We start from the raw sequence: 22,644 nt of genomic DNA on the forward strand, positions 1-22,644 counted from the left end.
TTCTCTTCCGGGGCGCCCGCTATTTGACGCCCACGACACAAACTGTTCCGGTGGCCCGCCCCGAAGGGCGGGCCACCGAACGAGCTCGGACTACTTGGAGTAGAGCTCGACGATCAGCTGCTCCTGGACCTGCGTGTCGATGACCTGCCGGGCCGGGAGGGAGTGCACGAGCACCTTCATCTGGCTCGGAATGGCCTCGAGCCACGCCGGAACCGTCTTCGAACCGGCCTGAGCCTGCGCCACCACGAAGGGGGTGAGCTCCTTGCTCTTGCCCCGGACCTCGATGATGTCGTGCTCCTTGACGCGGTACGACGGGATGTCGACCTTCTTGCCGTTCACCGTGAAGTGACCGTGCTTGACCAGCTGGCGGGCCATGTCCCGCGAGTGGGCGTAGCCGGCCCGGTAAACGACGTTGTCCAGCCGCGACTCGAGGATCTGCAGGAGGACCTCACCGGTCTTGGCCTGCTTGCCGACGGCTTCCTCGTAGTAGCCACGGAACTGCTTCTCCAGCACGCCGTACACGCGGCGGGCCTTCTGCTTCTCGCGGAGCTGGAGCAGGTACTCCGTCTCCTTGGTGCGGCCGCGGCCGTGCTGCCCGGGCGGGAACGGCCGGGACTCGAACGGGCACTTCGGACCATCGCACTTGCTGCCCTTGAGGAACAGCTTCATCTTCTCCCGCCGGCAACGGCGGCAGTCAGCACCGGTGTAACGAGCCATCTCTCTCTACCTCTCAGACCCGACGACGCTTAGGCGGACGGCACCCGTTGTGCGGCTGCGGGGTGACGTCGGCGATCTGGCCGACCTCGAGGCCCACGGCCTGCAGCGAACGGATGGCGGTCTCCCGGCCGGAGCCGGGGCCCTTGACGAACACGTCGACCTTGCGCATGCCGTGCTCCATGGCGCGACGCGCGGCGGCCTCGGCGGCCAGCTGCGCGGCGAACGGAGTCGACTTGCGGGAGCCCTTGAAGCCCACCTGGCCCGCGGAGGCCCAGGAGATGACCGCACCGGTCGGGTCCGTGATGGACACGATGGTGTTGTTGAAGGTGCTCTTGATGTGCGCCTGCCCGTGGGCGACGTTCTTGCGTTCCTTGCGCCGGACCTTCTTGACAGCGGCTCCGGCACGAGCCTTCGGTGGCATAAGTCTGTGCGCTCCTATTACTTCTTGCCGGGCTTCTTCTTGCCGGCGACGGTCCGCTTCGGGCCCTTGCGGGTCCGCGCGTTGGTCTTGGTCCGCTGGCCACGCACGGGCAGGCCCCGGCGGTGCCGGATGCCGGCGTAGCAGCCGATCTCAACCTTGCGGCGGATGTCAGCGGCGACCTCGCGGCGCAGGTCGCCTTCAACCTTGTAGTTGCCCTCGATGTGGTCGCGGAGCTGCACGAGCTCCTCGTCCGTGAGGTCCCGAGCGCGCTTGTCCGGCGAGATGCCGGTGGCGGCGAGCGTCTCCAGGGCGCGGGTTCGACCGACCCCGAAGATGTAGGTGAGCGCGATCTCCATCCGCTTCTCGCGGGGGAGATCCACGCCGACTAGACGTGCCATGTGCGGGCGTACTCCTCGTGATGTGTGGCGGAGGTGTGGACCCGTCCCACCCCGCTACCGGCCGTCCCGTCTTTCCGACGCCATCAGCGCCGGCGACCGGGATCGGTCGCTGCCCAAGCGGGCCCCGGCCTCCGACCGGGGGTCAGCCACGAAAGGAGTACGCCTCGCGTACCGCTCGCGGCTGGGACGAGCATGTGTGATGTGTGTGTCGCTGAGGAACTGCCCGGACCAACACCACCCGGCCGTGTTCGGCCGGACGGGCTGAGTCAGCCCTGGCGCTGCTTGTGGCGCGGGTCGGTGCAGATGACCATGACCCGGCCGTGCCGGCGGATAACCCGGCACTTGTTGCAGATCCTCTTGACGCTCGGCTTGACCTTCACGGTTGCCTTACTTCCCATCTGGCCCGGCAACGCGCCATGCGCGAGACCGGACGTCGAAGACGGACACGGGACTTCCCGGCCGCCGTCAGGACTACTTGTAGCGGTAGACGATGCGCCCGCGGGTCAGGTCGTACGGCGAGAGTTCGACGACGACTCGGTCCTCCGGCAGGATGCGGATGTAGTGCTGCCGCATCTTGCCGCTGATGTGAGCCAACACCTTGTGGCCGTTCGCGAGCTCCACGCGGAACATGGCGTTCGGCAGGGGCTCGATGACCCGACCCTCGATCTCAATGGCTCCGTCTTTTTTCGGCATGTCCTCCGCTGTCCTGACGTCGATTGCTCCGGGCGACCCACAACGTCTTACACGGAAATCTGACCAGAATCAGAAGACCGCGCCAGCCGCGGCTCCGGGACCCACCGAAGCGCAGGGTGGGCATGCCGGAGTGGACGCTGTGCGCCGATCAGAAAGTGTACGCCGGCCTGCCGCCCACCGCCAAACCACCCACCCACCCCGACCCGCAATCTCCGGTTGATCATGAAGTTGTTGCCATGACACGCCGGGCCCGAGGGCAACAACTTCATGATCGACGGGGATCTGGGCCGGGGGGGTGGGGGTGCGGGTGGGGTGGGTGGGTTAGTCAGGTGGGGGTGGGGTTTTGTCTGGTTCGGTGGAGCGGAGTTGGCGTTTGCGCTCTCGCTTGGCGCGCTTGCGCTGGCGACGACGCTCCCGCTCGATCGCGTGCCGCCGGGGCTCTCCCGCGGCCAGCCCACCCACCGTCCGAAGCACCAGCACCACACCCCACGGCCCGGCCACCCAGGCCGGCCAGAAGTAGAGCAGCTCCTGACTCAGCAGCGAGGTCACGCCCCAGATCGTCACCACGATGGCGAGCACCTTCAGGTACGGGAACCACACCTCGCCCAGCCAACGACCGGTGTCGCCGGACACGAACGGGGCGAGTCGGCCGGTGGACGGTTGGGCCACCGTGCTGGGCGCCCGCAGGGCCGGCTGCGCCGGAGACGACATCGGCGGCAGGTCCGACAGCAACGGGTCCAGTTCGGCATACGTCCGCGCAGCGTAGGCCCGCTGCAACCGCTCGTCGTACTCGTGCAGGTCCAACCGACCTTCGTTGAGGGCGGCCCGCAGCCGTTCGGCCACCGCTTCCCGGTCCGCGTCCGCCGCTCGCATCCCGTCGCGCCCGTCCATGCCGGCAAGCATGCCACCGCCCCGCCAATCCGTCCCGCCCGGACGCCCTGCCCTTGATCGACTCGACAACAGGGCAACTGGGGTGTCCATGGCCGTGGGACAGGGCGACCTTCCGGAACCCGATTTGATCAACCGCCACGACGCGGCCCACCCGACCCACTCGGCCGGCCCCGCCTGCCCGGCCGGCTCGGCGGGACCGTCAGGAGGTGGTGGAGGCGGCGGGCTGGCGGGCCGTCACGAGGTCGCCGAGTCGAGCCCGGCCCCCGTCGAAGGCGGTGAGCACCCAGACGCCGTCGGGCAGGAGCGCCATCGAGTGCTCGACGTGCGCCGCGATCGACCCGTCCCGGGTGACGACCGTCCAGCCGTCGGCCAGCTCGACCGTACGGGGCGAGGCCATCGTGATCATCGGCTCGATCGCCAGCGCCATGCCCGGGACCAGACGCGGACCCTTGCCCGGCCGGCCGTGGTTGAGCACGTGCGGGTCCTGGTGCATCTCGGTGCCGATGCCGTGCCCGCCGTAGCCGTCGACGATGCCGTACCGGCCGCCCTTGCGGACCGCGGTCTCCACGGCGTGCGAGATGTCGGTGAGCCGGCCCTTGCCACTGGCCGCTCCACGGGCCGCGGCGGCGATGCCCGCCCACATGGCGTCCTCGGCCACCTCAGCCATCTTCAGCAGCGCCGGATCGACCTCGCCGACCCCGACGGTGATCGCCGAATCGCCGTGCCACCCGTTCAACACCGCACCGCAGTCGATCGAGATGAGATCGCCCTCGGCGAGCACCTGGTTCGGCGATGGGATGGCGTGCACGATCTGCTCGTTCACCGAGGAGCAGATCGACGCCGGGAAGCCGTGGTAACCCTTGAACGACGGGACGGCGCCCGCCTCGCGGATCGTCGACTCGGCGATCGCGTCCAGATCGGCGGTGCTCACACCGGGCGCCACAGCCTCGCGCATCCGGCGGAGCGCCTCGGCGACCACGAGTCCGGCCGCGCGCATCTTCTCGATCTGGTCAGGGGTCTTCAGCTGGATGTCCAGCTGGGGACGACGCATGGAGCGGTTACCTTTCGTTGCCGAAACAGCGGGGCACGTCTCGCGTACCCCGCTGTTCGCACTCTATCCGCCGCGGTGCGGCCGGGCCTCAGCCGCCGTACGACCGCAGCGCGTCGATGGCCCGGGTCGTGACGTCCTCCACCGGGCCGGTGGCGTCGATCCCGACGAGCTTGCCCTGGGCGCCGTAGTAGTCGACCAGGGGGGCGGTCTTCTCGCTGTACTCCCGCAGGCGGGTGGCGATGGTCTCCGGCTTGTCGTCGTCGCGCTGGAACAGCTCGGCGCCGCACCGGTCACAGATACCCGGACGGGTGGTGGCGTCGAACTCGACGTGCCAGATCTTGCCGCAGCCCCGGCAGGTACGCCGGCCGGAGAGCCGCCGGATCACCTCGTCGTCGTCGACCACCAGCTCCAGGACCAGGTCCAGAGCGGTGCCCAGGTCGGCGAGGAGCTTGTCCAGAGCGGCCGCCTGCGGAGTGGTCCGCGGGAAGCCGTCGAGGAGGAAGCCCTCGCTGGCGTCGGGCTCGGCGAGCCGATCCCGGACCATGTTGATGGTGACCTCGTCCGGAACCAGCTCGCCCGCGTCCATGTAGCGCTTCGCCTCGACGCCCAGTGGCGTGCCCTGGGTGACGTTCGACCGGAAGATGTCCCCGGTCGAAATCTTGGGCACCGACAGGTGCGCGGCGATGAACTCGGCCTGCGTGCCTTTGCCCGCGCCCGGCGGGCCAACCAGAACGAGTCTCATCTACCGCAGGAACCCTTCGTAGTTCCGCTGCATGAGTTGGCTCTCGATCTGCTTCACGGTCTCCAGACCGACGCCGACCATGATGAGCACAGCGGTGCCACCGAACGGGAAGTTCTGGTACTGCTGGTTGTCCAGCCAGATGAAGAAGAAGTTCGGCAGGATCGAGATGACGCCCAGGTAGAGCGCGCCCGGCAGGGTGATCCGGCTGAGGATGAAGTCCAGGTAGTCGGCGGTCGGCTTGCCCGGACGGATGCCCGGCACGAACCCGCCGTACTTCTTCATGTTGTCCGCGACCTCGGTCGGGTTGAACGTGATCGACACGTAGAAGTACGTGAAGAAGATGATCAACAGGAAGTAGACCGTGATGTAGATCGGGCTGTCCGGGGCGACCAGGTTGTTCTGGATCCAGGCCTGGACCTTGCCCGGGTCGTTCTGGTCGAAGAACTGGAGAGCCAGCTGCGGCAGGTAGAGCAGCGACGAGCCGAAGATGACCGGGATCACACCCGCCTGGTTGACCTTGAGCGGGATGTAGGTCGAGGTGCCGCCGTACATGCGCCGGCCGATCATCCGCTTGGCGTACTGCACCGGAATCCGGCGCTGCGCCTGCTCGATGAAGGTAACCGCCGTGATGACCACCAGGACCAGCGCGATGACCAGGGCGAACATGTCCCAGCCCTTGCTGGTCTTGATCTGCCAGCCCTCGCTGGGCAGGCGGGCCGCGATCGAGGTGAAGATCAGGACGGACATGCCGTTGCCGACGCCGCGGTCCGTGATCAGCTCGCCGAGCCACATGACCATGCCGGTGCCGGCGGTCATGGTGATCACCAGGATGGACAGCGTCAGCCAGTCCGGGATGCCGGTGCCCTCGGGGATGATCGGGAACTGGTCGCAGCGGTTCTGGAACAGCTGCCCGGAGCGGGCCAGGGCGACGAACGCCGACGCCTGCAGGACACCCAGACCCAGGGTCAGGTAGCGGGTGTACTGCGTGATCTTCGCCTGGCCGGCCTGGCCCTCCTTGCGGAGCTGCTCGAGGCGCGGAATCACGACGGTCAGCAGCTGCAGGATGATCGACGCCGTGATGTAGGGCATGATGCCCAGCGCGAAGACCGAGAGCTGGAGCAGCGCTCCGCCGGAGAAGAGGTTGAGCAGATTCAGCGGGCCCGTCGTGTCGCCCGAGATGGAGTCGAGGCACTTCTGCACGTTGCCGTACGAGACGCCGGGGCTGGGCAGCGTGGCACCCAGCCGGTAGACCGCGATGATGCCTACTGTGAACAGCAGCTTCTTGCGCAGGTCAGGCGTACGGAACGCACTGAGAAAGGCGGACAGCAACTTCTTCCTCCTGCGCGAGGCGGGCCGCCGGTGATCCCTGGCGGGTCGGGGTGAATCCCGGGCGAGTGCCCGGAATCCATGGCTGGGATGGGACTCTAACAGCCCTGTCCCACTCCGGGCAGGTGTGCCCGGCTACATAAACCGATTCCGATATTACCGGGCGCTCAGGCCCCAGGCAGACCTAGGCGCCCGCCAGTTGCTCGCAACTGGACGGGCGCCGAGGTCGTACGCCTTACAGCTCGGTGGCAGAGCCACCGGCGGCGGCGATCTTCTCCTTGGCCGACGCGCTGAACGCGTGCGCCGACACCTGGAGCGCCACCCCGCCGAGATCCCCGGTGCCGAGGACCTTGACCGGCTGGCCCTTGCGGACCGCGCCGGCCTCGACCAGCTCGATCGGGCCGACCTGGCCGCCGTTCGGGAACAGCTCGGCGAGCCGGTCCAGGTTGACCACCTGGAAGACCACCTTGAACCTGTTCTTGAAGCCCTTCATCTTCGGCAGGCGCATGTGGATGGGCATCTGCCCACCCTCGAACGCCGCCGAGATGTTCTTGCGGGCCTTGGAGCCCTTGGTACCGCGACCGGCGGTCTTGCCCTTGGAACCCTCACCGCGACCCACACGGGTCTTCGCGGTCTTGGAACCGGGCGCCGGGCGCAGGTGGTGCACCTTGATCGTCATTACTCGACCTCCTCGACCTTCACGAGGTGGTTGACCGTGAAGATCATGCCGCGAATCTCGGGCCGGTCCTCCTTGACCACCACGTCGTTGATCCGCTTGAGACCGAGCGAACGCAGCGAGTCACGCTGGTTCTGCTTGGTCCCGATACCGGACCGGAGCTGGGTGACCTTCAGGCGTGCCATCAGCGCGCCACCCCCGCCCGCGACGCCAGCATGGCGGCCGGCGCGACGTCCTCCACCGGCAGACCACGACGCGCTGCGACCTGCTCGGGGGACTCGAGCCCCTTCAGGGCCGCCACGGTGGCGTGCACGATGTTGATCGGGTTCGACGAACCGAGGCTCTTGGAGAGCACGTCGTGGATACCGGCGCACTCCAGCACGGCACGCACCGGACCACCGGCGATGACACCCGTACCGGCCGAGGCCGGCTTGAGCAGCACCACACCGGCCGCGTCCTCACCCGTCACCGGGTGCGGGATCGACTGACCGATCCGCGGCACCTTGAAGAAGTGCTTCTTGGCCTCCTCGACACCCTTGGCGATGGCCGCGGGCACCTCCTTGGCCTTTCCGTAGCCCACGCCGACCGTGCCGTCGCCGTCGCCCACGATCACCAGGGCGGTGAAGCTGAAGCGACGACCACCCTTCACGACCTTGGCGACGCGGTTGATCGCGACGACCCGCTCAAGGTGCGGGGTCTTCTCGACGGGCGCGTTTCCGCGGCCGCCCTCACGGCGGTTGTCGCGGCGACCACCCTCGTTGCCACCGGACCCGCCGCCACGGCGCTGTTGACCTGGCATCAGCAGCCTTCCTTATCTCTCGTGACGGGGTTGTTAGAACTCGAGCCCGGCTTCGCGGGCGGCGTCGGCAAGCGCGGCGACTCGGCCCGCGTACCGGTTGCCACCGCGGTCGAAGACGACCTTGGAGACGCCAGCGGCCTTGGCCCGCTCGGCGAGCAGGGCGCCCACCTTGCCGGCGAGGGCGCTCTTGTCGCCCTCCGTACCGCGCAGCGAGGCGTCCAGGGTCGACGCCGACGCCAGGGTGTGGCCCTTGGTGTCGTCGACGATCTGGGCGACCATGTGCCGCAGCGAACGGGTGACGACCAGGCGCGGACGCTCGGCCGTACCGGTGACGTTCTTGCGGACGCGGAAGTGCCGACGCGCACGCCCAACGGCGCGCTTGGCGGCGACGCCGCGGCGGCGCTTGAGCAGCGTGGCGCTCACTTCTTACCTGCCTTTCCGGCCTTGCGGCGGATGACCTCGCCCTGGTACTTCACGCCCTTGCCCTTGTAGGGCTCCGGCGGACGGATCTTCCGGATGTTGGCGGCGACCTCACCGACCTGCTGCTTGTCGATGCCGGCCACGTGGAACAGGGTCGGCCGCTCCACCGTGAAGGTGATGCCCGCCGGGGCGGGGACGACCACCGGGTGCGAGAACCCGAGCGCGAACTCGAGGTCCGAACCCTTGGCGGTGACCCGGTAACCGGTGCCCGCGATCTCCAGGCTCTTACGGTAACCCTCGGTCACGCCGACGATCATGTTGGCGACCAGGGTACGGCTCAGGCCGTGCAGTTCCTTGGCCTTGCGCTCGTCGTTCGGGCGGCTGACGTTCAGCTGCCCGTCCTCCGCGCGCTCGATCGTGATCGGCTCCGCGATGGTGTGCTGGAGCTCGCCCTTCGGGCCCTTGACCTTGACGGTCTGCCCGTCGATCGTGATGTCGACGCCGGATGGCACCGGGATCGACTTACGTCCAATTCGCGACATTTCTACCAGTCTCCCGTTACCAGACGAAGGCGAGGACTTCCCCGCCAACACTCCGCTTGCGGGCCTGCCGGTCGGTCAGCAGTCCCTGGGACGTCGAAATGATCGCCACGCCCAGCCCACCGAGCACCCGCGGGAGCCCGTCCGACTTGGCGTACACCCGGAGACCGGGCTTGGACACGCGCTTGATGCCGGCCAGGCTCCGCTCGCGGTTCTGGCCGTACTTGAGCTCGACGACCAGTCGCTTGCCGACGGCGCCCTCCTCGGGCTCCTCGACCGACCAGGTGGCGATGTAACCCTCGGCCTTCAGGACCTCGGCGATGTTCGCCTTGATCTTGGAGTAGGGCATCTTCACCTGATCGTGGTACGCCTGGTTGGCGTTACGCAGACGCGTGAGCATGTCTGCGATCGGGTCGGTCATCGTCATGGATTTCGTCAGCCTTTCTCGCCGGGGTTCCCGGGGCATCAGCCCCGGGCCTACGGCGAAGAGCAATACCTAATCGGTGCAGGAGTTCCCGGCCGGAGCCGGGACGCGGTCGCCCTTACCAGGAAGCCTTGGACACACCCGGCAGCTCACCGCGGTGGGCCATCTCCCGGATGCAGACCCGGCAGAGCCCGAACTTGCGGTAGACCGCCTTCGGACGCCCGCACCGCTGGCAGCGGGTGTACGCGCGAACCGAGAACTTCGGCTTCGCGGCCGCCTTGAGGATCAGCGCCTTCTTGGCCATCTCAGTTCTCCTTGAACGGGAAGCCCAGGAGCTTGAGCAGCGCCCGGCCCTCGTCGTCGGTCGTGGCGGTGGTGACCACCGTGATGTCCATGCCCCGCTGGCGATCGATCCGGTCCTGGTCGATCTCGTGGAACACCGACTGCTCGGTCAGACCGAACGTGTAGTTGCCGTGCCCGTCCAGCTTGCGCCCGTCCAGACCGCGGAAGTCGCGGATACGCGGCAGCGCGATGGAGAGCAGCCGGTCCAGGAACTCCCACATGCGGTCGCCGCGGAGGGTCACCTTCGCGCCGATCGGCATGCCCTCGCGGAGCTTGAACTGCGCGATGGACTTGGTCGCCCGCCGCACCTGCGGCTTCTGGCCGGTGATCGTGGCGAGGTCGCGGACCGCGCCGTCGATCAGCTTGGCGTCGCGAGCGGCCTCGCCGACACCCATGTTGACGACGATCTTGACCAGCCGCGGCACCTGCATGGGGTTGCCGTAGCTGTTCTGCTCACGCAGCTGGGCCACGATCTCGTTGCGGTACCGCTCCTTGAGGCGCGGCATGGTCTTTTCGGTAGCCGTGGTCATCACAGGTCCTTACCGGTGCTACGCGCGATGCGGACCTTCTGGCCGTTGTCGTCGATCCGGTAACCGACGCGGGTCGGCTTGCCGTCGGAGTCCAGGACCTGCACGTTCGAGACGTGGATCGGGGCCTCCTGGGTGACGATGCCGCCGGTCTTGGCGCCACGCTGGGTGGTGCTGATGCGGGTGTGCTTCTTGACCCGGTTCACGCCCTCGACCAGGACCTTGTCCTGCCGCGGGTAGGCCGCGATGACCTTGCCCTTGGCACCCTTGTCCTTGCCGGCGATGACGACGACCGTGTCGCCCTTCTTGACCTTCACGGTCACAACACCTCCGGCGCGAGGGAAATGATCTTCATGAACCGCTTGTCCCGCAGCTCCCGGCCCACCGGGCCGAAGATACGGGTTCCACGCGGGTCCCCGCCGTCCTTGATGATGACGGCGGCGTTCTCGTCGAAGCGGATGTACGAGCCGTCCGGCCGCCGCCTCTCCTTGGCCGTGCGAACGACGACCGCCTTGACGACGTCGCCCTTCTTCACACCGGCACCCGGGATCGCGTCCTTGACCGTGGCCACGATGACGTCGCCGATGCTCGCGTAGCGCCGACCGGAGCCACCGAGAACCCGGATGCACAGGATCTCCCGAGCACCCGTGTTGTCGGCGACGCGCAGTCGCGACTCCTGCTGAATCACGTCTATCTCCTATGTCTGCCGGTTCTCCGGCCGCCGTGGCGGCCGGAGCCTGGCGGAACCAACGCCCGACGCAACGCCGGGCGAGCTCGAGCCTTCGCTACTTGGCCTTTTCCAGGATCTCCACGATCCGCCAACGCTTGGTGGCGCTCAGCGGCCGGGTCTCCATGATCAGGACCCGGTCACCGGTGCCAGCGGCGTTCTGCTCGTCGTGCACCTTCAGCTTGCTCGTACGGCGCATGATCTTGCCGTACAGCGCGTGCCGAACCCGGTCCTCGACCTCGACCACGACGGTCTTGTCCATCTTGTCGCTGACCACCAGGCCCTCGCGGACCTTGCGGCGCGCGCGGGTGGCGTCAGCGGTGGTGTTCTCGGTCATGATGCAGTCACCTCAGTCGGCGCGGCCGAGAGCCCCAGCTCGCGCTCGCGCATGATCGTGTAGATCCGGGCGATCTCCCGACGGATGACCTGCAGCCGCCGGTTGTTGTCCAGCTGCCCGGTTGCGGCCTGCACGCGGAGGTTGAACAGCTCCGCCTTGGCCTCCCGCAGCTTCGTGACCAGCTCCTCCTCGGAGAGCTCACGCAGCTCGGTCGCCTTAACGCCCGCTGCCATCAGGATTCACCCACTTCGCGCGTAACAATGCGGCACTTCATCGGGAGCTTGTGGATCGCGCGACGCATGGCCTCACGCGCGATCTGCTCGTTGGGGAACGACATCTCGAAGAGAACCCGTCCCGGCTTGACGTTGGCGACCCACCACTCCGGCGAACCCTTACCGGAACCCATCCGGGTCTCGGCAGGCTTCTTGGTGAGGGCCTGGTCCGGGAAGATCGTGATCCAGACCTTGCCGCCACGCTTGATGTGACGGGTCATCGCGATACGCGCCGACTCGATCTGGCGGTTGGTCACGTACGCCGGCTCGAGAGCCTGGATCCCGAACTCGCCGAACACCACCCGGTTACCACCCTTGGACGCGCCGTGGCGGTCCGGGTGGTGCGGCTTGCGGAAGCCCTTCGGGGGCTTGCGCGGCATCAGCATCTGTCAGCCCTCCTGCTGCGTTTCAGCCGGAGCAGCAGTGGCGGCGACAGCAGCGCTGTCGACCGGCTCGCCGCTCGGCGTCTCGGCCTGCTGCGCGATGGTGGTCGCAGCAGCCCGACCGGCCTCGGTGCCACCAGCCGTGGTGCCGGACGAACCCGACCGGCCACGGCGCGGACGCTCGGGACGGTCGCCGCGCTCACCACGACGCGGGCGGGACGGACCGGCCTCGGCCGGAGCCTCCCGGCCCGGGACGGCGTCGCCCTTGTAGATCCAGACCTTCACGCCGATCCGGCCGAACGTGGTACGGGCCTCGAAGAAGCCGTACTCGATGTTGGCCCGCAGCGTGTGCAGCGGAACCCGGCCCTCACGGTAGAACTCGGTCCGGCTCATCTCGGCGCCGCCCAGGCGGCCCGAAACCTGAACCCGGATGCCCTTGCAGACCGGGTTCTTCATGGCCGACTGCATGGCCTTGCGCATCGCCCGACGGAAGCTGACCCGGCTGGACAGCTGCTCGGCCACGCCCTGCGCGACGAGCTGAGCGTCCGACTCGGGGTTCTTCACCTCGATGATGTTCAGCTGGACCTGCTTGCCGGTGAGCTTCTCCAGCTCGCCGCGGATCCGGTCGGCCTCCGCACCCTTACGGCCGATGACGATGCCCGGCCGGGCGGTGTGGATGTCGACGCGGACGCGGTCGCGGGTGCGCTCGATGTCGACCTTGGAGATCCCGGCACGCTCGAGGCCCTTGGACATCATGCGGCGGATCTTGACGTCCTCGCCGATGTAGTCCTTGTAGAGCTTGTCCGCGAACCAACGGGACTTCCAGTCGGTCGAGATGCCGAGCCGGAACCCAGTGGGGTGAACCTTCTGACCCATTACTCGGCGTCCTCCGTCTTGCTCTGCGCTTCGGCCGGTGCGGCCTGCGTGGCCGGGGCGGCCTTCTTCGCCGCGGCCTTCCTCGGCGCTGCCGGCGCGACCGCCTCGACCGCCACGGTGATGTGACAGGTGCGCTTGCGGATCCGGTACGCCCGACCCTGCGCCCGCGGCTGGAACCGCTTCATCGTCGGGCCCTCGTCCACGAACGCCTCGCTGACGAGCAGCGCGTCGGGGTCCAGCCGCTCGTTGTTCTCCGCGTTGGCGATCGCGCTAGCGAGCACCTTGTACACCTGCTCGCTCGCAGCCTGCGGCGCGAACTGCAGCACCGTGAGCGCCTCCTTCGCGGGCAGGCCGCGGACGAGGTTGACCACCCGGCGCGCCTTCATCGGCGAGATGCGCACGTGCCGCGCAACCGCCCGCGCGCCCGGAAGCACCGGAGCGTCGCCCTTTCCTGGCATCGCTGTAACCCCTTGTTCCCTCTATCCGTATGCCTGGCGGCGTCAGCGCCGACGGCTCTTCCGGTCGTCCTTCTCGTGACCCTTGAAGGTGCGGGTCAGCGCGAACTCGCCGAGCTTGTGCCCGACCATCGCCTCGGTCACGAACACCGGGACGTGCTTGCGTCCGTCGTGCACGGCGATCGTGTGCCCGAGCATCTCGGGGATGATCGTCGAGCGCCGCGACCAGGTCTTGATCACGTTCTTGGAGCCCTTGTCGTTCTGAACTTCCACCTTCTTGAGCAGGTGGTCGTCGACGAACGGGCCCTTCTTCAGGCTGCGAGGCATGTCTTATCTCCCTCAGCCGCGCTTACGCGTGGCGTAGCGGCGGCGGACAATCAGCTTGTCGCTCGCCTGGCCCTTACGGCGGGTGCGGCCCTCGGGCTTACCCTGCGGGTTGACCGGGTGGCGACCACCGGAGGTCTTACCCTCACCACCACCGTGCGGGTGGTCGACCGGGTTCATGGCGACACCACGGACGGTCGGGCGCTTGCCCTTCCACCGCATACGGCCGGCCTTACCCCAGTTGATGTTCGACTGGTCGGCGTTGCCGATCTCGCCGATGCTGGCGCGGCAGCGCACGTCCACCCGCCGGATCTCGCCGGACGGCATACGCAGGGTCGCGTACACGCCCTCGCGGCCGAGCAGCTGGATGCCGACGCCGGCGGAACGGGCCAGCTTGGCCCCGCCGCCCGGACGCAGCTCCACGTTGTGGATCGTCGTACCGACCGGGATGTTGCGCAGCGGCAGGTTGTTACCCGGCTTGATGTCGGCGCCCGGACCGGACTCGACGCGGTCGCCCTGCTTCATGTCCTTCGGCGCGATGATGTACCGCTTCTCGCCGTCGGCGTAGTGCAGCAGCGCGATGCGCGCGGTGCGGTTCGGGTCGTACTCGATGTGGGCGACCTTCGCCGGCACGCCGTCCTTGTCGACCCGCTTGAAGTCGATCAGACGGTACTGGCGCTTGTGACCGCCACCGTGGTGCCGCGTGGTGATCCGGCCGTGGGCGTTACGCCCGCCCTTCTTCGGCAGCGGAGCCAGCAGCGACTTCTCCGGCGTGGACCGGGTGATCTCGGCGAAGTCGGCGACGCTGGAGCCACGACGGCCCGGCGTCGTCGGCTTGTACTTACGGATAGCCATTGTCTACACCCCTCAGCTGACCGGGCCGCCGAAGGCCTCGATACGGTCACCGTCAGCCAGCTTCACGATCGCCCGCTTGGTCGCCTTGCGCTGACCGAAGCCGGTCTTGGTGCGCTTGCGCTTGCCCTGGCGGTTGAGCGTGTTGACCGTCAGGACGCGGACGTCGAAGATCTGCTGGATAGCGATCTTGATCTCGGTCTTGTTCGCGTCCGGGTGCACCAGGAAGGTGTACCAGTTCCGGTTCAGCTCGCTGTAGCTCTTCTCCGAGACGACCGGCGCCACGATGATGTCGCGCGGGTCGGCGATCGTGCTCACTTGCCACCCTCCTCGGTGGTCTCGGCGGGCACGCCCAGGAACTCGTCCAGGGCGTCCTTGGTGAAGACCACGTCGTCGGCCACCAGCACGTCGTACGTGTTCAGCTGGCCGGACTCGATCAGGTGCACCCGCGACTCGTTGCGCAGCGACACCCAGTTCAGCTCGTCGGTGCTGCTCAGCACGACCAGGACCCGACGGGCCTCGGTGAGCTTGGCGAGCGTGGCCAGAGCGGCCTTGGTCGACGGCTTCTCGCCCGAGACGAACGCCTCGACGACGTGCACCTGCCCGGCGCGGGCCCGGTCGGAGAGGGCACCGCGGAGCGCGGCGGCCTTCATCTTCTTCGGGGTCCGCTGGCTGTAGTCACGCGGCACGGGACCGTGCACCACGCCACCACCGGCGAACTGCGGCGCGCGGATCGAGCCCTGCCGGGCGCGACCGGTGCCCTTCTGCTTGTACGGCTTCTTGCCGCCACCGGCGACCTCGCCGCGGGTCTTGGCCTTGTGCGTGCCCTGTCGGGCCGCCGCGAGCTGGGCCACCACGACCTGGTGCATCAGCGCGACGTTGGCCTGCACGTCGAAGATGTCCGCCGGCAGCTCGACCGAGCCGCTGGTGGTGCCTTCGACGGTGCGCACGTCAACGGTGGTCACTTGGCCGCACCGCCCTTCTTCACCTTGCTCTTGGCCGCGGTACGGACCAGAACGAGCGCGCCCTTGGGACCAGGAATGGCACCCCGGACGAGCAGCAGGTTGTTCTCGGTGTCGACCGCCTGGACGGTGAGGTTCTGCACGGTGTAGCGCACGCCACCCATGCGGCCGGCCATCCGGGTGCCCTTGAAGACACGACCCGGGGTGGCGCAGGCGCCGATGGAGCCGGGCGAGCGGTGCTTGCGCTCGACACCGTGGCTGGCGCGCAGACCGTGGAAGCCGTGCCGCTTCATCGGGCCGGCGTAGCCCTTGCCCTTGGTCTTGCCGGTGACGTCGATCGTGACGCCCGCCGGGAACTCCTCGACCGTGACCTCCTGGCCGAGCGAGTACTCCGACGCGTCCGTGGTGCGCAGCTCGACGATGTGCCGGCGCGGCGCCACGTCCGCCTTCGCGTAGTGCCCGCTGACCGGCTTCTTCACCTTGCGCGGGTCGATCGTGCCGTACGCCAGCTGGACCGCGGAGTAACCGTCCTTCTCGGCGCTACGAACCTGGCTGATGACGCACGGGCCGGCCTCGACCACGGTCACGGGAACAACCTTGTTGTTGTCCCAGACCTGGGTCATGCCGAGCTTGGCGCCCAGGATCCCCTTGACTTGCCTGTCCATTTGTCCGGTCCCTACAGCTTGATCTCGATGTCGACGCCAGCCGGCAGGTCGAGGCGCATGAGCGAGTCGACCGTCTTCGGGGTCGGGTCGATGATGTCGATCAGCCGCTTGTGCGTGCGCATCTCGAAGTGCTCGCGCGAGTCCTTGTACTTGTGCGGCGAGCGGATAACGCAGAAACGGTTGATCTCCGTGGGCAGCGGCACCGGGCCCGCGACCTGCGCCCCGGTACGCGTCACCGTCTCGACGATCTTCCGAGCCGAGGAGTCGACGACCTCGTGGTCATAGGCCTTGAGCCGGATGCGGATCTTCTGTCCCGCCATGGTGGCTTCTGTTCCTTCTCTCGATGCCGCTGTGTTGCGGGCGCCTGTACCGGCTGGCACAGGCCCACTTCGCCGACCCCCGCGGTCGGGCGTGTCGCGCCCTCGGGCCAGGCTCCGCCCCGAGGTTCCGGAGTGGTGCTGACCGCGCGGTGGGTCAAGGCGTCGATCGCACTACCGCGACCTGAACGCCGTGCGAGGGTGGTTGGCGACTGGGCCGCCAACCACCCTACGCTCGACTGTCTCGCCACCCGGAGGTTCAGCGAAAGCCGAACACAGGCGACGAACTGTCGTTACGCAACCTGACTAGTATGCCGCACGACCGGCGGCGGGTCTAATCGGGGTTACCCAGGTCACTTCTGAATCTTGGTGACGAACCCGGCGCCGACGGTGCGGCCACCCTCGCGGATCGCGAACTTGAGGTTCTCCTCCATGGCGATGGGCTGGATCAGCTTCACCGACATGGTGGTGTTGTCACCCGGCATGACCATCTCGGTGCCCTCGGGGAGGGTGACGACACCGGTGACGTCCGTGGTCCGGAAGTAGAACTGCGGGCGGTAGTTCTGGAAGAACGGGGTGTGCCGGCCGCCCTCCTCCTTGGAGAGGATGTAGACCGTCGCCTCGAACTCCGTGTGCGGGGTCGTGGTGCCCGGCTTGACGACCACCATGCCGCGCTCGACGTCCTCGCGCTTGATGCCACGCAGCAGCAGACCGACGTTCTCGCCCGCGCGGGCCTCGTCGAGCAGCTTGCGGAACATCTCGATACCGGTGCAGACCGTCTTCTGCGACTTCTCGCGGATACCGACGATCTCCACCTCCTCGTTCGGCTTGAGGATGCCGCGCTCGGCGCGACCGGTGACGACGGTGCCACGACCGGTGATCGTGAAGACGTCCTCGATGGGCATGAGGAACGGCTTCTCGGTCTCGCGCTCCGGCTGCGGGATCGCGGTGTCGACCGCGGTCATCAGGTCCAGGAGCTTGCCGGTCCACTCGGGGTCACCCTCGAGGGCCTTCAGCGCCGAAACCCGGACGACCGGCAGGTCGTCACCCGGGTACTCCTGCGAGGAGAGCAGCTCGCGGACCTCGAGCTCGACGAGCTCCAGGAGCTCCTCGTCGTCGACCATGTCGCTCTTGTTGAGCGCCACGACGATGTACGGCACGCCAACCTGACGCGCGAGCAGCACGTGCTCACGGGTCTGCGGCATCGGGCCGTCGGTCGCCGCGACCACCAGGATCGCGCCGTCCATCTGCGCGGCACCGGTGATCATGTTCTTGATGTAGTCCGCGTGGCCGGGGCAGTCCACGTGCGCGTAGTGCCGCGACTCGGTCTGGTACTCGACGTGCGCGATCGAGATCGTGATGCCGCGGGCCTTCTCCTCCGGCGCCTTGTCGATCTCGTCGAACGGCGTGTACGGGTTCAGGTCCGGGTACTGGTCGTGCAGGACCTTGGTGATGGCCGCCGTCAGCGTCGTCTTACCGTGGTCGATGTGACCAATGGTGCCGATGTTGACGTGCGGCTTAGTCCGCTCGAACTTAGCCTTCGCCACTGGTGTCCTCCTGTGGACTTCTTGGTTCGTACGCCCGGCGCGCCGGTCGGCGCTTAGGACTCTGTCGACAGCCTTTCCGGCCTGACGGCCGGAGAGCCTTTGTGGGTTCTGCGGCGATGAAGCCTACAGGCCCGGTCTCACGCGATCCGATCGTGGTGGCCGCGGGCGGGTTGAGTCACCCGCGACCGACCACGAATCACCTGCTCGGGGCAGTTACTCGCCCGTCGCCTTCGCGATGATCTCCTTCGCGACGCTCTGCGGAACCTCCGCGTAGGAGTCGAACTGCATGCTGTAGCTAGCCCGGCCCTGGGTCTTCGACCGCAGGTCGCCGACGTAGCCGAACATCTCCGACAACGGCACCAGAGCCCTCACGATGCGGGCGCCGCTGCGCTCCTCCATCGCCTGGATGATGCCGCGGCGGGAGTTGAGGTCACCGATGACGTCACCCATGTTCTCCTCAGGAGTGGTGACCTCAACGGCCATCATCGGCTCGAGCAACGCGGGATCGGCCTTGCGGGCCGCGTCCTTCATCACCATCGAGCCGGCGATCTTGAATGCCATTTCCGACGAGTCGACCTCGTGGTACTGACCGTCCAGCAGCGTCAGCTTCACACCGACGAGCGGGAAGCCCGCGAGGATGCCGTACTGCATGGCGTCCTGCGCACCGGCGTCGACCGACGGGATGAACTCCCGCGGGATGCGACCGCCGCTGACGGCGTTGGCGAACTCGTAGGTCGGCGAGTCGTTGTCCAGCGGCAGCGGCTCGACGCTCACGATCACGCGGGCGTACTGGCCGGAACCACCGGTCTGCTTCTTGTGGGTGTACTCGACCTTCTCCACCTTGCGGCGGATGGTCTCGCGGTACGCCACCTGCGGCTTGCCGACGTTGGCCTCGACGTTGAACTCGCGGCGCATCCGGTCGACCAGGATGTCCAGGTGCAGCTCACCCATGCCGGAGATGACCGTCTGACCGGTCTCCTCGTCCAGCTGGACGCGGAAGGTCGGGTCCTCCTCGGCCAGGCGCTGGATGGCCGTGCCCAGCTTCTCCTGGTCGGACTTGGTCTTCGGCTCGATCGCCACCGAGATGACCGGCTCCGGGAAGGTCATCGACTCCAGGATGACCGGGTTCGCCGGGTCGGAGAGCGTGTCGCCGGTGGTGGTCTGCTTGAGACCCTGCACGGCGATGATGTCGCCGGCCTGCGCCGACGGACGCTCTTCACGCTTGTTGGCGTGCATCTGGTAGATCTTGCCGATCCGCTCCTTGCGGTCCTTGGTGGAGTTGACCACCTGGGAGCCGGAGTCGAGCGTGCCGGAGTAGACGCGCACGTAGGTGAGCTTGCCCAGGTGCTTGTCCGTCTGGATCTTGAAGGCCAGACCGGAGAAGGGCTCCGAGTTGGACGGCTTGCGCAGCAGCGGGGTCTCACCGTCGGTGGCCGTACCCTCGATCGCCGGAACGTCCAGCGGCGACGGCAGGAAGTCGACCACGGCGTCGAGCATGGGCTGGACGCCCTTGTTCTTGAACGCCGAGCCGCACAGCACCGGGTTGGCCTTGCCGGCGATGGTGGCACGCCGGATGGCGGCCTTGATCTCCTCGACGGAGACCTCCTCGCCTTCCAGGTACTTCTCCATCACCGAGTCGTCGACGTCGGCGAGGGTCTCCATCAGCTTCTCGCGCCACTCGGCCGCGGAGTCGGCCAGCTCGGCCGGGATCTCCTCGATCGCGTAGTCCTCACCCTTCTGGGTCTCCCCGCGCCAGGTGAGGGCGCGCATGCCGACCAGGTCGACGACACCGATGTGGTCGCCCTCGAGCCCGATCGGGATCTGGAGCACCAGCGGGGTGGCGTTGAGCCGGTCGATCATCATCTGCACGCAGCGGAAGAAGTCGGCACCGGTCCGGTCGAGCTTGTTGACGAAGCACATCCGCGGGACGTTGTACTTGTCGGCCTGCCGCCAGACGTTCTCCGTCTGCGGCTCGACGCCGGCGACACCGTCGTAGACCGCGACCGCACCATCCAGGACACGCAGCGACCGCTCGACCTCGACCGTGAAGTCGACGTGGCCAGGCGTGTCGATGATCTGGATCGTGTGGCCCTTCCACTCACACTTGGTGGCAGCGGAGGTGATGGTGATACCACGCTCCTGCTCCTGCTCCATCCAGTCCATGACGGCGGCGCCCTCGTGGACCTCACCGATCTTGTACGTGATGCCGGTGTAGAACAGGATTCGCTCGGTGGTCGTGGTCTTACCGGCATCGATGTGCGCCATGATGCCGATGTTGCGTACGTTGGCGAGCGCGTCTGCGGCGGCCACTTCAATCCCTACTTATCGTCGTCTCGACTCAACTGGTGGCGGTTCCGGCGCCCGGTGGACGCCGGAACCTCAGGTGTTACCAGCGGTAGTGCGCGAAGGCCTTGTTGGACTCGGCCATCTTGTGCGTGTCCTCGCGCCGCTTGACGGCGGCACCGAGGCCGTTGCTCGCGTCCAGCAGCTCGTTCATCAGCCGCTCGACCATGGTCTTCTCGCGCCGGGCGCGGGAGTAGGTCACCAGCCAGCGCAGGCCCAGCGTGGTCGCCCGGGTGGGGCGGACCTCGACCGGCACCTGGTAGGTGGCGCCACCGACACGACGGCTACGCACCTCGAGGGTCGGCTTGACGTTGTCCATCGCCCGCTTGAGGGTGACGACCGGGTCGGTGCCGGACTTCTCGCGGCAGCCCTCGAGGGCCGCGTACACGATCGACTCGGCGAGCTGACGCTTGCCGCGCAGCAGGATCTTGTTCACCAGCTGGGTGACCAGCGGCGAGTTGTACACCGGGTCAGCGACCAGCGGCCGCCGCGGAGCGGGTCCCTTACGCGGCATGTCAGCTCTTCTCCTTCTTCGCGCCGTAACGGCTGCGCGCCTGCTTGCGGTTGCGGACACCCTGGGTGTCCAGCGAGCCGCGAACGATCTTGTAACGCACGCCGGGGAGGTCCTTCACACGACCGCCACGCACGAGCACGATCGAGTGCTCCTGCAGGTTGTGGCCGACACCCGGGATGTACGCGGTTACCTCGATCTGGCTGCTGAGCTTGACACGAGCGACCTTGCGCAGCGCCGAGTTCGGCTTCTTCGGGGTGGTGGTGTACACGCGGGTGCACACGCCGCGCCGCTGGGGAGACCCCTTGAGCGCAGGGGTCTTGGTCTTGGTCGTCTTGGCCTGACGGCCCTTTCGGACCAGCTGCTGAATGGTGGGCACCGGGTTTCTCCGCTCCCTTCGGCCGCTGTCCGCGGCCGCGCCGTCTGCTCGTTAGCCAGCCTGATGACCGGCTCTCCTACATTCCGACCAGGGTCACCTTGCGGTGGCCCCGGCACCCGCGGTCGGGCGTGTCGCCCAGCTCACGGTCCCGGTGCGGACGCTGTCGCGGGCGTACCGGGTTTCTGTCACCGGCACGCGGATCGCCCCGCTCCGGGTCTTTGGCTTGTCGTGCCGCCGTCCGGACTCCGGAACCAGCGCACGCACGAGTTGCCCGGGCATGCCCGGGCACAAGGGGAAAGAGTACCTACCACAGCCGCCCAGGTCAAAACGGAATGGGTCGGCGAACGTCTCACCCCTCGCCGGCCGGATCGCGTCCCGCCTCGGCACCCGCGATGGGCACCTACGAACACAAGTGTACCGGCTTCCCCGCCGAAGCACCCGTCGGCCCCGGGCAGGCCCCCAGGCACCACCTGATCCACGGAGCCGTCCCGGCACCCCTGTCACGTCAGACTGATCAGCAACCCCAGCCCCAGACCCAACAGGCTCAGCAGGGCACCCGCCGCGCCGCAGCTGACGCCGGCCACCGCGAGCCCCCGACCGGTGAACCGCACCGCCGACGGCCCGGCCACCCGGCGGATCTGTCGCTGGCCCAGCAGGCCGGTGACGACCGCCGCCAATCCCGCCAGCACCCCCAGCACCGTGAAGGCGCCCGAGACCCACACTCCCCCACGGGCACCGAAGGCCACACCGACACAGATCACCAGCAGCGAGACCAGGATCGACGCGATGCCGGCCACCAGCGATCCGGTCGCCAGCCCGGCGGTCACCGGCGGCACGTCCAGGTGCACCACCCCGAACGGGGTACCGGGCACCGCTTCCACCCGCTTCGGCGGCCTCCGTTGATCATCGGTGGGCGGCGGCACCGGCCGGGCGGCGGCCGTACCCCAGGCGGGGAAGTGCCCCGGAGCCGGCTGCCCCAGGCGCCCGGCCCGGACGCGGCCTGCCCCCAGGCGCCCGGCCCGGACGCGGCCTGCCCCCAGGCGCCCGGCCCGGACGCGGCCTGCCCCCAGGCGCCCGGCCCGGACGCGGCCTGTCCCCAGCCGGGCGGTCCGGACGATGGGTGGCCCCAACCGGCCGGCGCGCCCGGTCCGGACGGCGGCTGCCCCCACCCGTGCGCGGCGGCGGGCCCAGCCGGCGGTTGGGCCCAGCCGTACGGCACCGGCGTACCGGAGGCCGGATGGGGCTGCTGGTAACCGGGCGGGAAGACCCCGCCCCACTCGGCCGTCGGCGGACCCCAGGCGGGCGAGGGCGGCGTACCCGCAGCAGGGGCACCGGTCGTTGGGGCCGGCTGTCCGCCCGCCTCCGGTTGCGCCCACTCACTCCGCGCCGAGGGCGTCGGCCCGAAATCCGAAACCGGTGCGGACGACGCGCTCGACGTCGGCACGGTGGAATCGGTGTCCGAGGAGGCAGGTGACCCGACGCCCGGGGAGGATGCCGCGGTCGGATTCGGGCCGGAGGTGGCATCGACAGCTGGTCCCGGGAGAGCCGCGTCCGGAGCCGGCGCGGAGGAGGTCACGCCGGGAGCCGGCGACCCGGGAGTCGCGCCCGGAGCCGGCACGTCAGGATGCCCGGCTGGTTCGTCCGCCGGGGGCCGCGCCGGTTCCGTCACGAAATCCTCCTGTCGACAGGGCCGCCAGCGCGCGCGGCGGACACCGGCCAGGCTACCGC

At 68.2% G+C, this 22,644-nt stretch carries 35 protein-coding genes; all 35 read right to left on the minus strand.

Features of this window, described 5'->3' with window-relative positions; all coding sequences use genetic code 11:
• Nucleotides 1-90 precede the first annotated feature (90 nt).
• The 35 genes from rpsD to ACQP0N_RS29310 all read right to left on the minus strand — a co-directional run bounded on the left by rpsD (nucleotide 91) and on the right by ACQP0N_RS29310 (nucleotide 21,797).
• Nucleotides 91-717 (minus strand): 30S ribosomal protein S4, encoded by a 627-nt coding sequence (rpsD, locus tag ACQP0N_RS29140; RefSeq protein WP_007465229.1) that lies wholly within the window; start codon nucleotides 715-717, stop codon nucleotides 91-93.
• A gap of 13 nt (nucleotides 718-730) precedes the next feature.
• Nucleotides 731-1,138 carry a 30S ribosomal protein S11 gene (rpsK, locus tag ACQP0N_RS29145; protein WP_030329919.1) on the minus strand — a complete coding sequence of 136 codons (408 nt, stop codon included), beginning with the start codon at nucleotides 1,136-1,138 and terminating at the stop codon, nucleotides 731-733.
• Nucleotides 1,139-1,155: 17 nt separating this feature from the next.
• Nucleotides 1,156-1,536 (minus strand): 30S ribosomal protein S13, encoded by a 381-nt coding sequence (gene rpsM, locus ACQP0N_RS29150; protein WP_007465236.1) that lies wholly within the window; start codon nucleotides 1,534-1,536, stop codon nucleotides 1,156-1,158.
• Nucleotides 1,537-1,802: 266 nt separating this feature from the next.
• Nucleotides 1,803-1,916 (minus strand): 50S ribosomal protein L36, encoded by a 114-nt coding sequence (rpmJ, locus tag ACQP0N_RS29155; RefSeq protein ID WP_012184307.1) that lies wholly within the window; start codon nucleotides 1,914-1,916, stop codon nucleotides 1,803-1,805.
• Nucleotides 1,917-2,007: 91 nt separating this feature from the next.
• Nucleotides 2,008-2,229 carry a translation initiation factor IF-1 gene (gene infA, locus ACQP0N_RS29160; protein ID WP_007073013.1) on the minus strand — a complete coding sequence of 74 codons (222 nt, stop codon included), beginning with the start codon at nucleotides 2,227-2,229 and terminating at the stop codon, nucleotides 2,008-2,010.
• 321 nt (nucleotides 2,230-2,550) lie between these two features.
• Nucleotides 2,551-3,120 carry a DUF1707 SHOCT-like domain-containing protein gene (locus ACQP0N_RS29165; protein ID WP_433115574.1) on the minus strand — a complete coding sequence of 190 codons (570 nt, stop codon included), beginning with the start codon at nucleotides 3,118-3,120 and terminating at the stop codon, nucleotides 2,551-2,553.
• Between the two features lie 199 nt (nucleotides 3,121-3,319).
• Entirely contained in the window at nucleotides 3,320-4,171 is an 852-nt protein-coding gene (gene map, locus ACQP0N_RS29170; protein WP_433115576.1) for a type I methionyl aminopeptidase, read from the minus strand.
• An 88-nt stretch (nucleotides 4,172-4,259) separates the two neighbouring features.
• Nucleotides 4,260-4,913: an adenylate kinase gene (locus tag ACQP0N_RS29175; protein WP_088950228.1), complete on the minus strand. Its 654-nt coding sequence runs from the start codon at nucleotides 4,911-4,913 to the stop codon at nucleotides 4,260-4,262.
• Nucleotides 4,914-6,242 carry a preprotein translocase subunit SecY gene (gene secY, locus ACQP0N_RS29180; RefSeq protein ID WP_355050755.1) on the minus strand — a complete coding sequence of 443 codons (1,329 nt, stop codon included), beginning with the start codon at nucleotides 6,240-6,242 and terminating at the stop codon, nucleotides 4,914-4,916.
• Between the two features lie 232 nt (nucleotides 6,243-6,474).
• Nucleotides 6,475-6,918 (minus strand): 50S ribosomal protein L15, encoded by a 444-nt coding sequence (gene rplO, locus ACQP0N_RS29185; protein ID WP_357126507.1) that lies wholly within the window; start codon nucleotides 6,916-6,918, stop codon nucleotides 6,475-6,477.
• Entirely contained in the window at nucleotides 6,918-7,100 is a 183-nt protein-coding gene (rpmD, locus tag ACQP0N_RS29190) for a 50S ribosomal protein L30 (protein ID WP_030329904.1), read from the minus strand. The genes rplO and rpmD overlap by 1 nt, the downstream gene beginning before the upstream one ends.
• A complete protein-coding gene (gene rpsE / locus ACQP0N_RS29195) occupies nucleotides 7,100-7,714 on the minus strand; it encodes a 30S ribosomal protein S5 (RefSeq protein ID WP_007465263.1) in 615 nt (204 codons plus the stop codon). Before rpsE ends, rpmD begins: the two co-directional genes overlap by 1 nt.
• 33 nt (nucleotides 7,715-7,747) lie before the next feature.
• Entirely contained in the window at nucleotides 7,748-8,137 is a 390-nt protein-coding gene (gene rplR, locus ACQP0N_RS29200) for a 50S ribosomal protein L18 (RefSeq protein WP_357126510.1), read from the minus strand.
• Entirely contained in the window at nucleotides 8,134-8,676 is a 543-nt protein-coding gene (gene rplF / locus ACQP0N_RS29205) for a 50S ribosomal protein L6 (RefSeq protein WP_355050757.1), read from the minus strand. The genes rplR and rplF overlap by 4 nt, the downstream gene beginning before the upstream one ends.
• A gap of 16 nt (nucleotides 8,677-8,692) precedes the next feature.
• Nucleotides 8,693-9,100, minus strand: a complete 408-nt coding sequence (gene rpsH, locus ACQP0N_RS29210; RefSeq protein WP_007465270.1) for a 30S ribosomal protein S8 — start codon at nucleotides 9,098-9,100, stop codon at nucleotides 8,693-8,695.
• A 115-nt stretch (nucleotides 9,101-9,215) separates the two neighbouring features.
• On the minus strand, nucleotides 9,216-9,401 hold the full coding sequence (locus tag ACQP0N_RS29215) for a type Z 30S ribosomal protein S14 (protein WP_007073023.1): 186 nt from the start codon (nucleotides 9,399-9,401) through the stop codon (nucleotides 9,216-9,218).
• Between the two features lies 1 nt (nucleotide 9,402).
• On the minus strand, nucleotides 9,403-9,969 hold the full coding sequence (gene rplE / locus ACQP0N_RS29220; RefSeq protein ID WP_355050758.1) for a 50S ribosomal protein L5: 567 nt from the start codon (nucleotides 9,967-9,969) through the stop codon (nucleotides 9,403-9,405).
• A complete protein-coding gene (rplX, locus tag ACQP0N_RS29225) occupies nucleotides 9,969-10,289 on the minus strand; it encodes a 50S ribosomal protein L24 (RefSeq protein WP_007465276.1) in 321 nt (106 codons plus the stop codon). The genes rplE and rplX overlap by 1 nt, the downstream gene beginning before the upstream one ends.
• Nucleotides 10,286-10,654 carry a 50S ribosomal protein L14 gene (gene rplN / locus ACQP0N_RS29230; protein WP_007465279.1) on the minus strand — a complete coding sequence of 123 codons (369 nt, stop codon included), beginning with the start codon at nucleotides 10,652-10,654 and terminating at the stop codon, nucleotides 10,286-10,288. Before rplN ends, rplX begins: the two co-directional genes overlap by 4 nt.
• A 97-nt stretch (nucleotides 10,655-10,751) precedes the next feature.
• The gene (gene rpsQ, locus ACQP0N_RS29235) at nucleotides 10,752-11,030 is read right to left on the minus strand and encodes a 30S ribosomal protein S17 (RefSeq protein WP_355050759.1); all 279 of its coding nucleotides are present in this window, start codon (nucleotides 11,028-11,030) and stop codon (nucleotides 10,752-10,754) included.
• A complete protein-coding gene (rpmC, locus tag ACQP0N_RS29240; protein ID WP_007465283.1) occupies nucleotides 11,027-11,263 on the minus strand; it encodes a 50S ribosomal protein L29 in 237 nt (78 codons plus the stop codon). Before rpmC ends, rpsQ begins: the two co-directional genes overlap by 4 nt.
• The gene (rplP, locus tag ACQP0N_RS29245) at nucleotides 11,263-11,688 is read right to left on the minus strand and encodes a 50S ribosomal protein L16 (protein ID WP_073834927.1); all 426 of its coding nucleotides are present in this window, start codon (nucleotides 11,686-11,688) and stop codon (nucleotides 11,263-11,265) included. The genes rpmC and rplP overlap by 1 nt, the downstream gene beginning before the upstream one ends.
• Nucleotides 11,689-11,691: 3 nt before the next feature.
• Nucleotides 11,692-12,561, minus strand: coding sequence for a 30S ribosomal protein S3 (rpsC, locus tag ACQP0N_RS29250; protein ID WP_091402401.1), 870 nt, complete (start codon nucleotides 12,559-12,561; stop codon nucleotides 11,692-11,694).
• Nucleotides 12,561-13,019 carry a 50S ribosomal protein L22 gene (gene rplV / locus ACQP0N_RS29255; RefSeq protein ID WP_089018943.1) on the minus strand — a complete coding sequence of 153 codons (459 nt, stop codon included), beginning with the start codon at nucleotides 13,017-13,019 and terminating at the stop codon, nucleotides 12,561-12,563. Before rplV ends, rpsC begins: the two co-directional genes overlap by 1 nt.
• A gap of 42 nt (nucleotides 13,020-13,061) precedes the next feature.
• The gene (gene rpsS, locus ACQP0N_RS29260) at nucleotides 13,062-13,343 is read right to left on the minus strand and encodes a 30S ribosomal protein S19 (protein ID WP_007465299.1); all 282 of its coding nucleotides are present in this window, start codon (nucleotides 13,341-13,343) and stop codon (nucleotides 13,062-13,064) included.
• 12 nt (nucleotides 13,344-13,355) lie between these two features.
• Complete coding sequence (gene rplB, locus ACQP0N_RS29265; protein WP_355050760.1) at nucleotides 13,356-14,195, minus strand: 50S ribosomal protein L2; 840 nt, start codon at nucleotides 14,193-14,195, stop codon at nucleotides 13,356-13,358.
• Nucleotides 14,196-14,207: 12 nt separating this feature from the next.
• Nucleotides 14,208-14,510: a 50S ribosomal protein L23 gene (rplW, locus tag ACQP0N_RS29270; protein WP_088998352.1), complete on the minus strand. Its 303-nt coding sequence runs from the start codon at nucleotides 14,508-14,510 to the stop codon at nucleotides 14,208-14,210.
• Nucleotides 14,507-15,157 (minus strand): 50S ribosomal protein L4, encoded by a 651-nt coding sequence (rplD, locus tag ACQP0N_RS29275; RefSeq protein ID WP_396804631.1) that lies wholly within the window; start codon nucleotides 15,155-15,157, stop codon nucleotides 14,507-14,509. Before rplD ends, rplW begins: the two co-directional genes overlap by 4 nt.
• On the minus strand, nucleotides 15,154-15,819 hold the full coding sequence (gene rplC, locus ACQP0N_RS29280; RefSeq protein WP_355050762.1) for a 50S ribosomal protein L3: 666 nt from the start codon (nucleotides 15,817-15,819) through the stop codon (nucleotides 15,154-15,156). Before rplC ends, rplD begins: the two co-directional genes overlap by 4 nt.
• A gap of 11 nt (nucleotides 15,820-15,830) precedes the next feature.
• The gene (rpsJ, locus tag ACQP0N_RS29285; protein WP_007073037.1) at nucleotides 15,831-16,139 is read right to left on the minus strand and encodes a 30S ribosomal protein S10; all 309 of its coding nucleotides are present in this window, start codon (nucleotides 16,137-16,139) and stop codon (nucleotides 15,831-15,833) included.
• 350 nt (nucleotides 16,140-16,489) lie between these two features.
• On the minus strand, nucleotides 16,490-17,683 hold the full coding sequence (gene tuf / locus ACQP0N_RS29290; protein ID WP_355050763.1) for an elongation factor Tu: 1,194 nt from the start codon (nucleotides 17,681-17,683) through the stop codon (nucleotides 16,490-16,492).
• Nucleotides 17,684-17,896: 213 nt separating this feature from the next.
• Nucleotides 17,897-19,993 (minus strand): elongation factor G, encoded by a 2,097-nt coding sequence (gene fusA / locus ACQP0N_RS29295; RefSeq protein WP_355050764.1) that lies wholly within the window; start codon nucleotides 19,991-19,993, stop codon nucleotides 17,897-17,899.
• 76 nt (nucleotides 19,994-20,069) lie between these two features.
• Complete coding sequence (rpsG, locus tag ACQP0N_RS29300; RefSeq protein ID WP_007465317.1) at nucleotides 20,070-20,540, minus strand: 30S ribosomal protein S7; 471 nt, start codon at nucleotides 20,538-20,540, stop codon at nucleotides 20,070-20,072.
• Between the two features lies 1 nt (nucleotide 20,541).
• Nucleotides 20,542-20,916 (minus strand): 30S ribosomal protein S12, encoded by a 375-nt coding sequence (gene rpsL / locus ACQP0N_RS29305; RefSeq protein ID WP_007465318.1) that lies wholly within the window; start codon nucleotides 20,914-20,916, stop codon nucleotides 20,542-20,544.
• Between the two features lie 500 nt (nucleotides 20,917-21,416).
• Nucleotides 21,417-21,797, minus strand: a complete 381-nt coding sequence (locus tag ACQP0N_RS29310; RefSeq protein ID WP_355050765.1) for a hypothetical protein — start codon at nucleotides 21,795-21,797, stop codon at nucleotides 21,417-21,419.
• Between the last annotated feature and the right edge of the window lie 847 nt (nucleotides 21,798-22,644).

It is taken from the genome of Micromonospora sp. CA-246542 (genome assembly GCF_050942905.1).
Lineage (GTDB): Bacteria > Actinomycetota > Actinomycetes > Mycobacteriales > Micromonosporaceae > Micromonospora.

Bases quoted from the DNA above. Each gene is read 5' to 3' on its own strand.
- rpsD (WP_007465229.1), bottom strand. From the start codon at position 717: ATGGCTCGTTACACCGGTGCTGACTGCCGCCGTTGCCGGCGGGAGAAG.
- rpsK (WP_030329919.1), bottom strand. From the start codon at position 1,138: ATGCCACCGAAGGCTCGTGCCGGAGCCGCTGTCAAGAAGGTCCGGCGC.
- rpsM (WP_007465236.1), bottom strand. From the start codon at position 1,536: ATGGCACGTCTAGTCGGCGTGGATCTCCCCCGCGAGAAGCGGATGGAG.
- infA (WP_007073013.1), bottom strand. From the start codon at position 2,229: ATGCCGAAAAAAGACGGAGCCATTGAGATCGAGGGTCGGGTCATCGAG.
- ACQP0N_RS29165 (WP_433115574.1), bottom strand. From the start codon at position 3,120: ATGGACGGGCGCGACGGGATGCGAGCGGCGGACGCGGACCGGGAAGCG.
- map (WP_433115576.1), bottom strand. From the start codon at position 4,171: ATGCGTCGTCCCCAGCTGGACATCCAGCTGAAGACCCCTGACCAGATC.
- ACQP0N_RS29175 (WP_088950228.1), bottom strand. From the start codon at position 4,913: ATGAGACTCGTTCTGGTTGGCCCGCCGGGCGCGGGCAAAGGCACGCAG.
- rplO (WP_357126507.1), bottom strand. From the start codon at position 6,918: ATGACGATCAAGGTGCACCACCTGCGCCCGGCGCCCGGTTCCAAGACC.
- rpmD (WP_030329904.1), bottom strand. From the start codon at position 7,100: ATGGCACGCCTGAAGGTCACCCAGCTCCGGTCCGGTATCGGGACCAAG.
- rpsE (WP_007465263.1), bottom strand. From the start codon at position 7,714: ATGCCAGGTCAACAGCGCCGTGGCGGCGGGTCCGGTGGCAACGAGGGT.
- rplF (WP_355050757.1), bottom strand. From the start codon at position 8,676: ATGTCGCGAATTGGACGTAAGTCGATCCCGGTGCCATCCGGCGTCGAC.
- rpsH (WP_007465270.1), bottom strand. From the start codon at position 9,100: ATGACGATGACCGACCCGATCGCAGACATGCTCACGCGTCTGCGTAAC.
- ACQP0N_RS29215 (WP_007073023.1), bottom strand. From the start codon at position 9,401: ATGGCCAAGAAGGCGCTGATCCTCAAGGCGGCCGCGAAGCCGAAGTTC.
- rplE (WP_355050758.1), bottom strand. From the start codon at position 9,969: ATGACCACGGCTACCGAAAAGACCATGCCGCGCCTCAAGGAGCGGTAC.
- rpsQ (WP_355050759.1), bottom strand. From the start codon at position 11,030: ATGACCGAGAACACCACCGCTGACGCCACCCGCGCGCGCCGCAAGGTC.
- rpmC (WP_007465283.1), bottom strand. From the start codon at position 11,263: ATGGCAGCGGGCGTTAAGGCGACCGAGCTGCGTGAGCTCTCCGAGGAG.
- rplP (WP_073834927.1), bottom strand. From the start codon at position 11,688: ATGCTGATGCCGCGCAAGCCCCCGAAGGGCTTCCGCAAGCCGCACCAC.
- rpsC (WP_091402401.1), bottom strand. From the start codon at position 12,561: ATGGGTCAGAAGGTTCACCCCACTGGGTTCCGGCTCGGCATCTCGACC.
- rplV (WP_089018943.1), bottom strand. From the start codon at position 13,019: ATGCCAGGAAAGGGCGACGCTCCGGTGCTTCCGGGCGCGCGGGCGGTT.
- rpsS (WP_007465299.1), bottom strand. From the start codon at position 13,343: ATGCCTCGCAGCCTGAAGAAGGGCCCGTTCGTCGACGACCACCTGCTC.
- rplB (WP_355050760.1), bottom strand. From the start codon at position 14,195: ATGGCTATCCGTAAGTACAAGCCGACGACGCCGGGCCGTCGTGGCTCC.
- rplC (WP_355050762.1), bottom strand. From the start codon at position 15,819: ATGGACAGGCAAGTCAAGGGGATCCTGGGCGCCAAGCTCGGCATGACC.
- rpsJ (WP_007073037.1), bottom strand. From the start codon at position 16,139: ATGGCGGGACAGAAGATCCGCATCCGGCTCAAGGCCTATGACCACGAG.
- rpsG (WP_007465317.1), bottom strand. From the start codon at position 20,540: ATGCCGCGTAAGGGACCCGCTCCGCGGCGGCCGCTGGTCGCTGACCCG.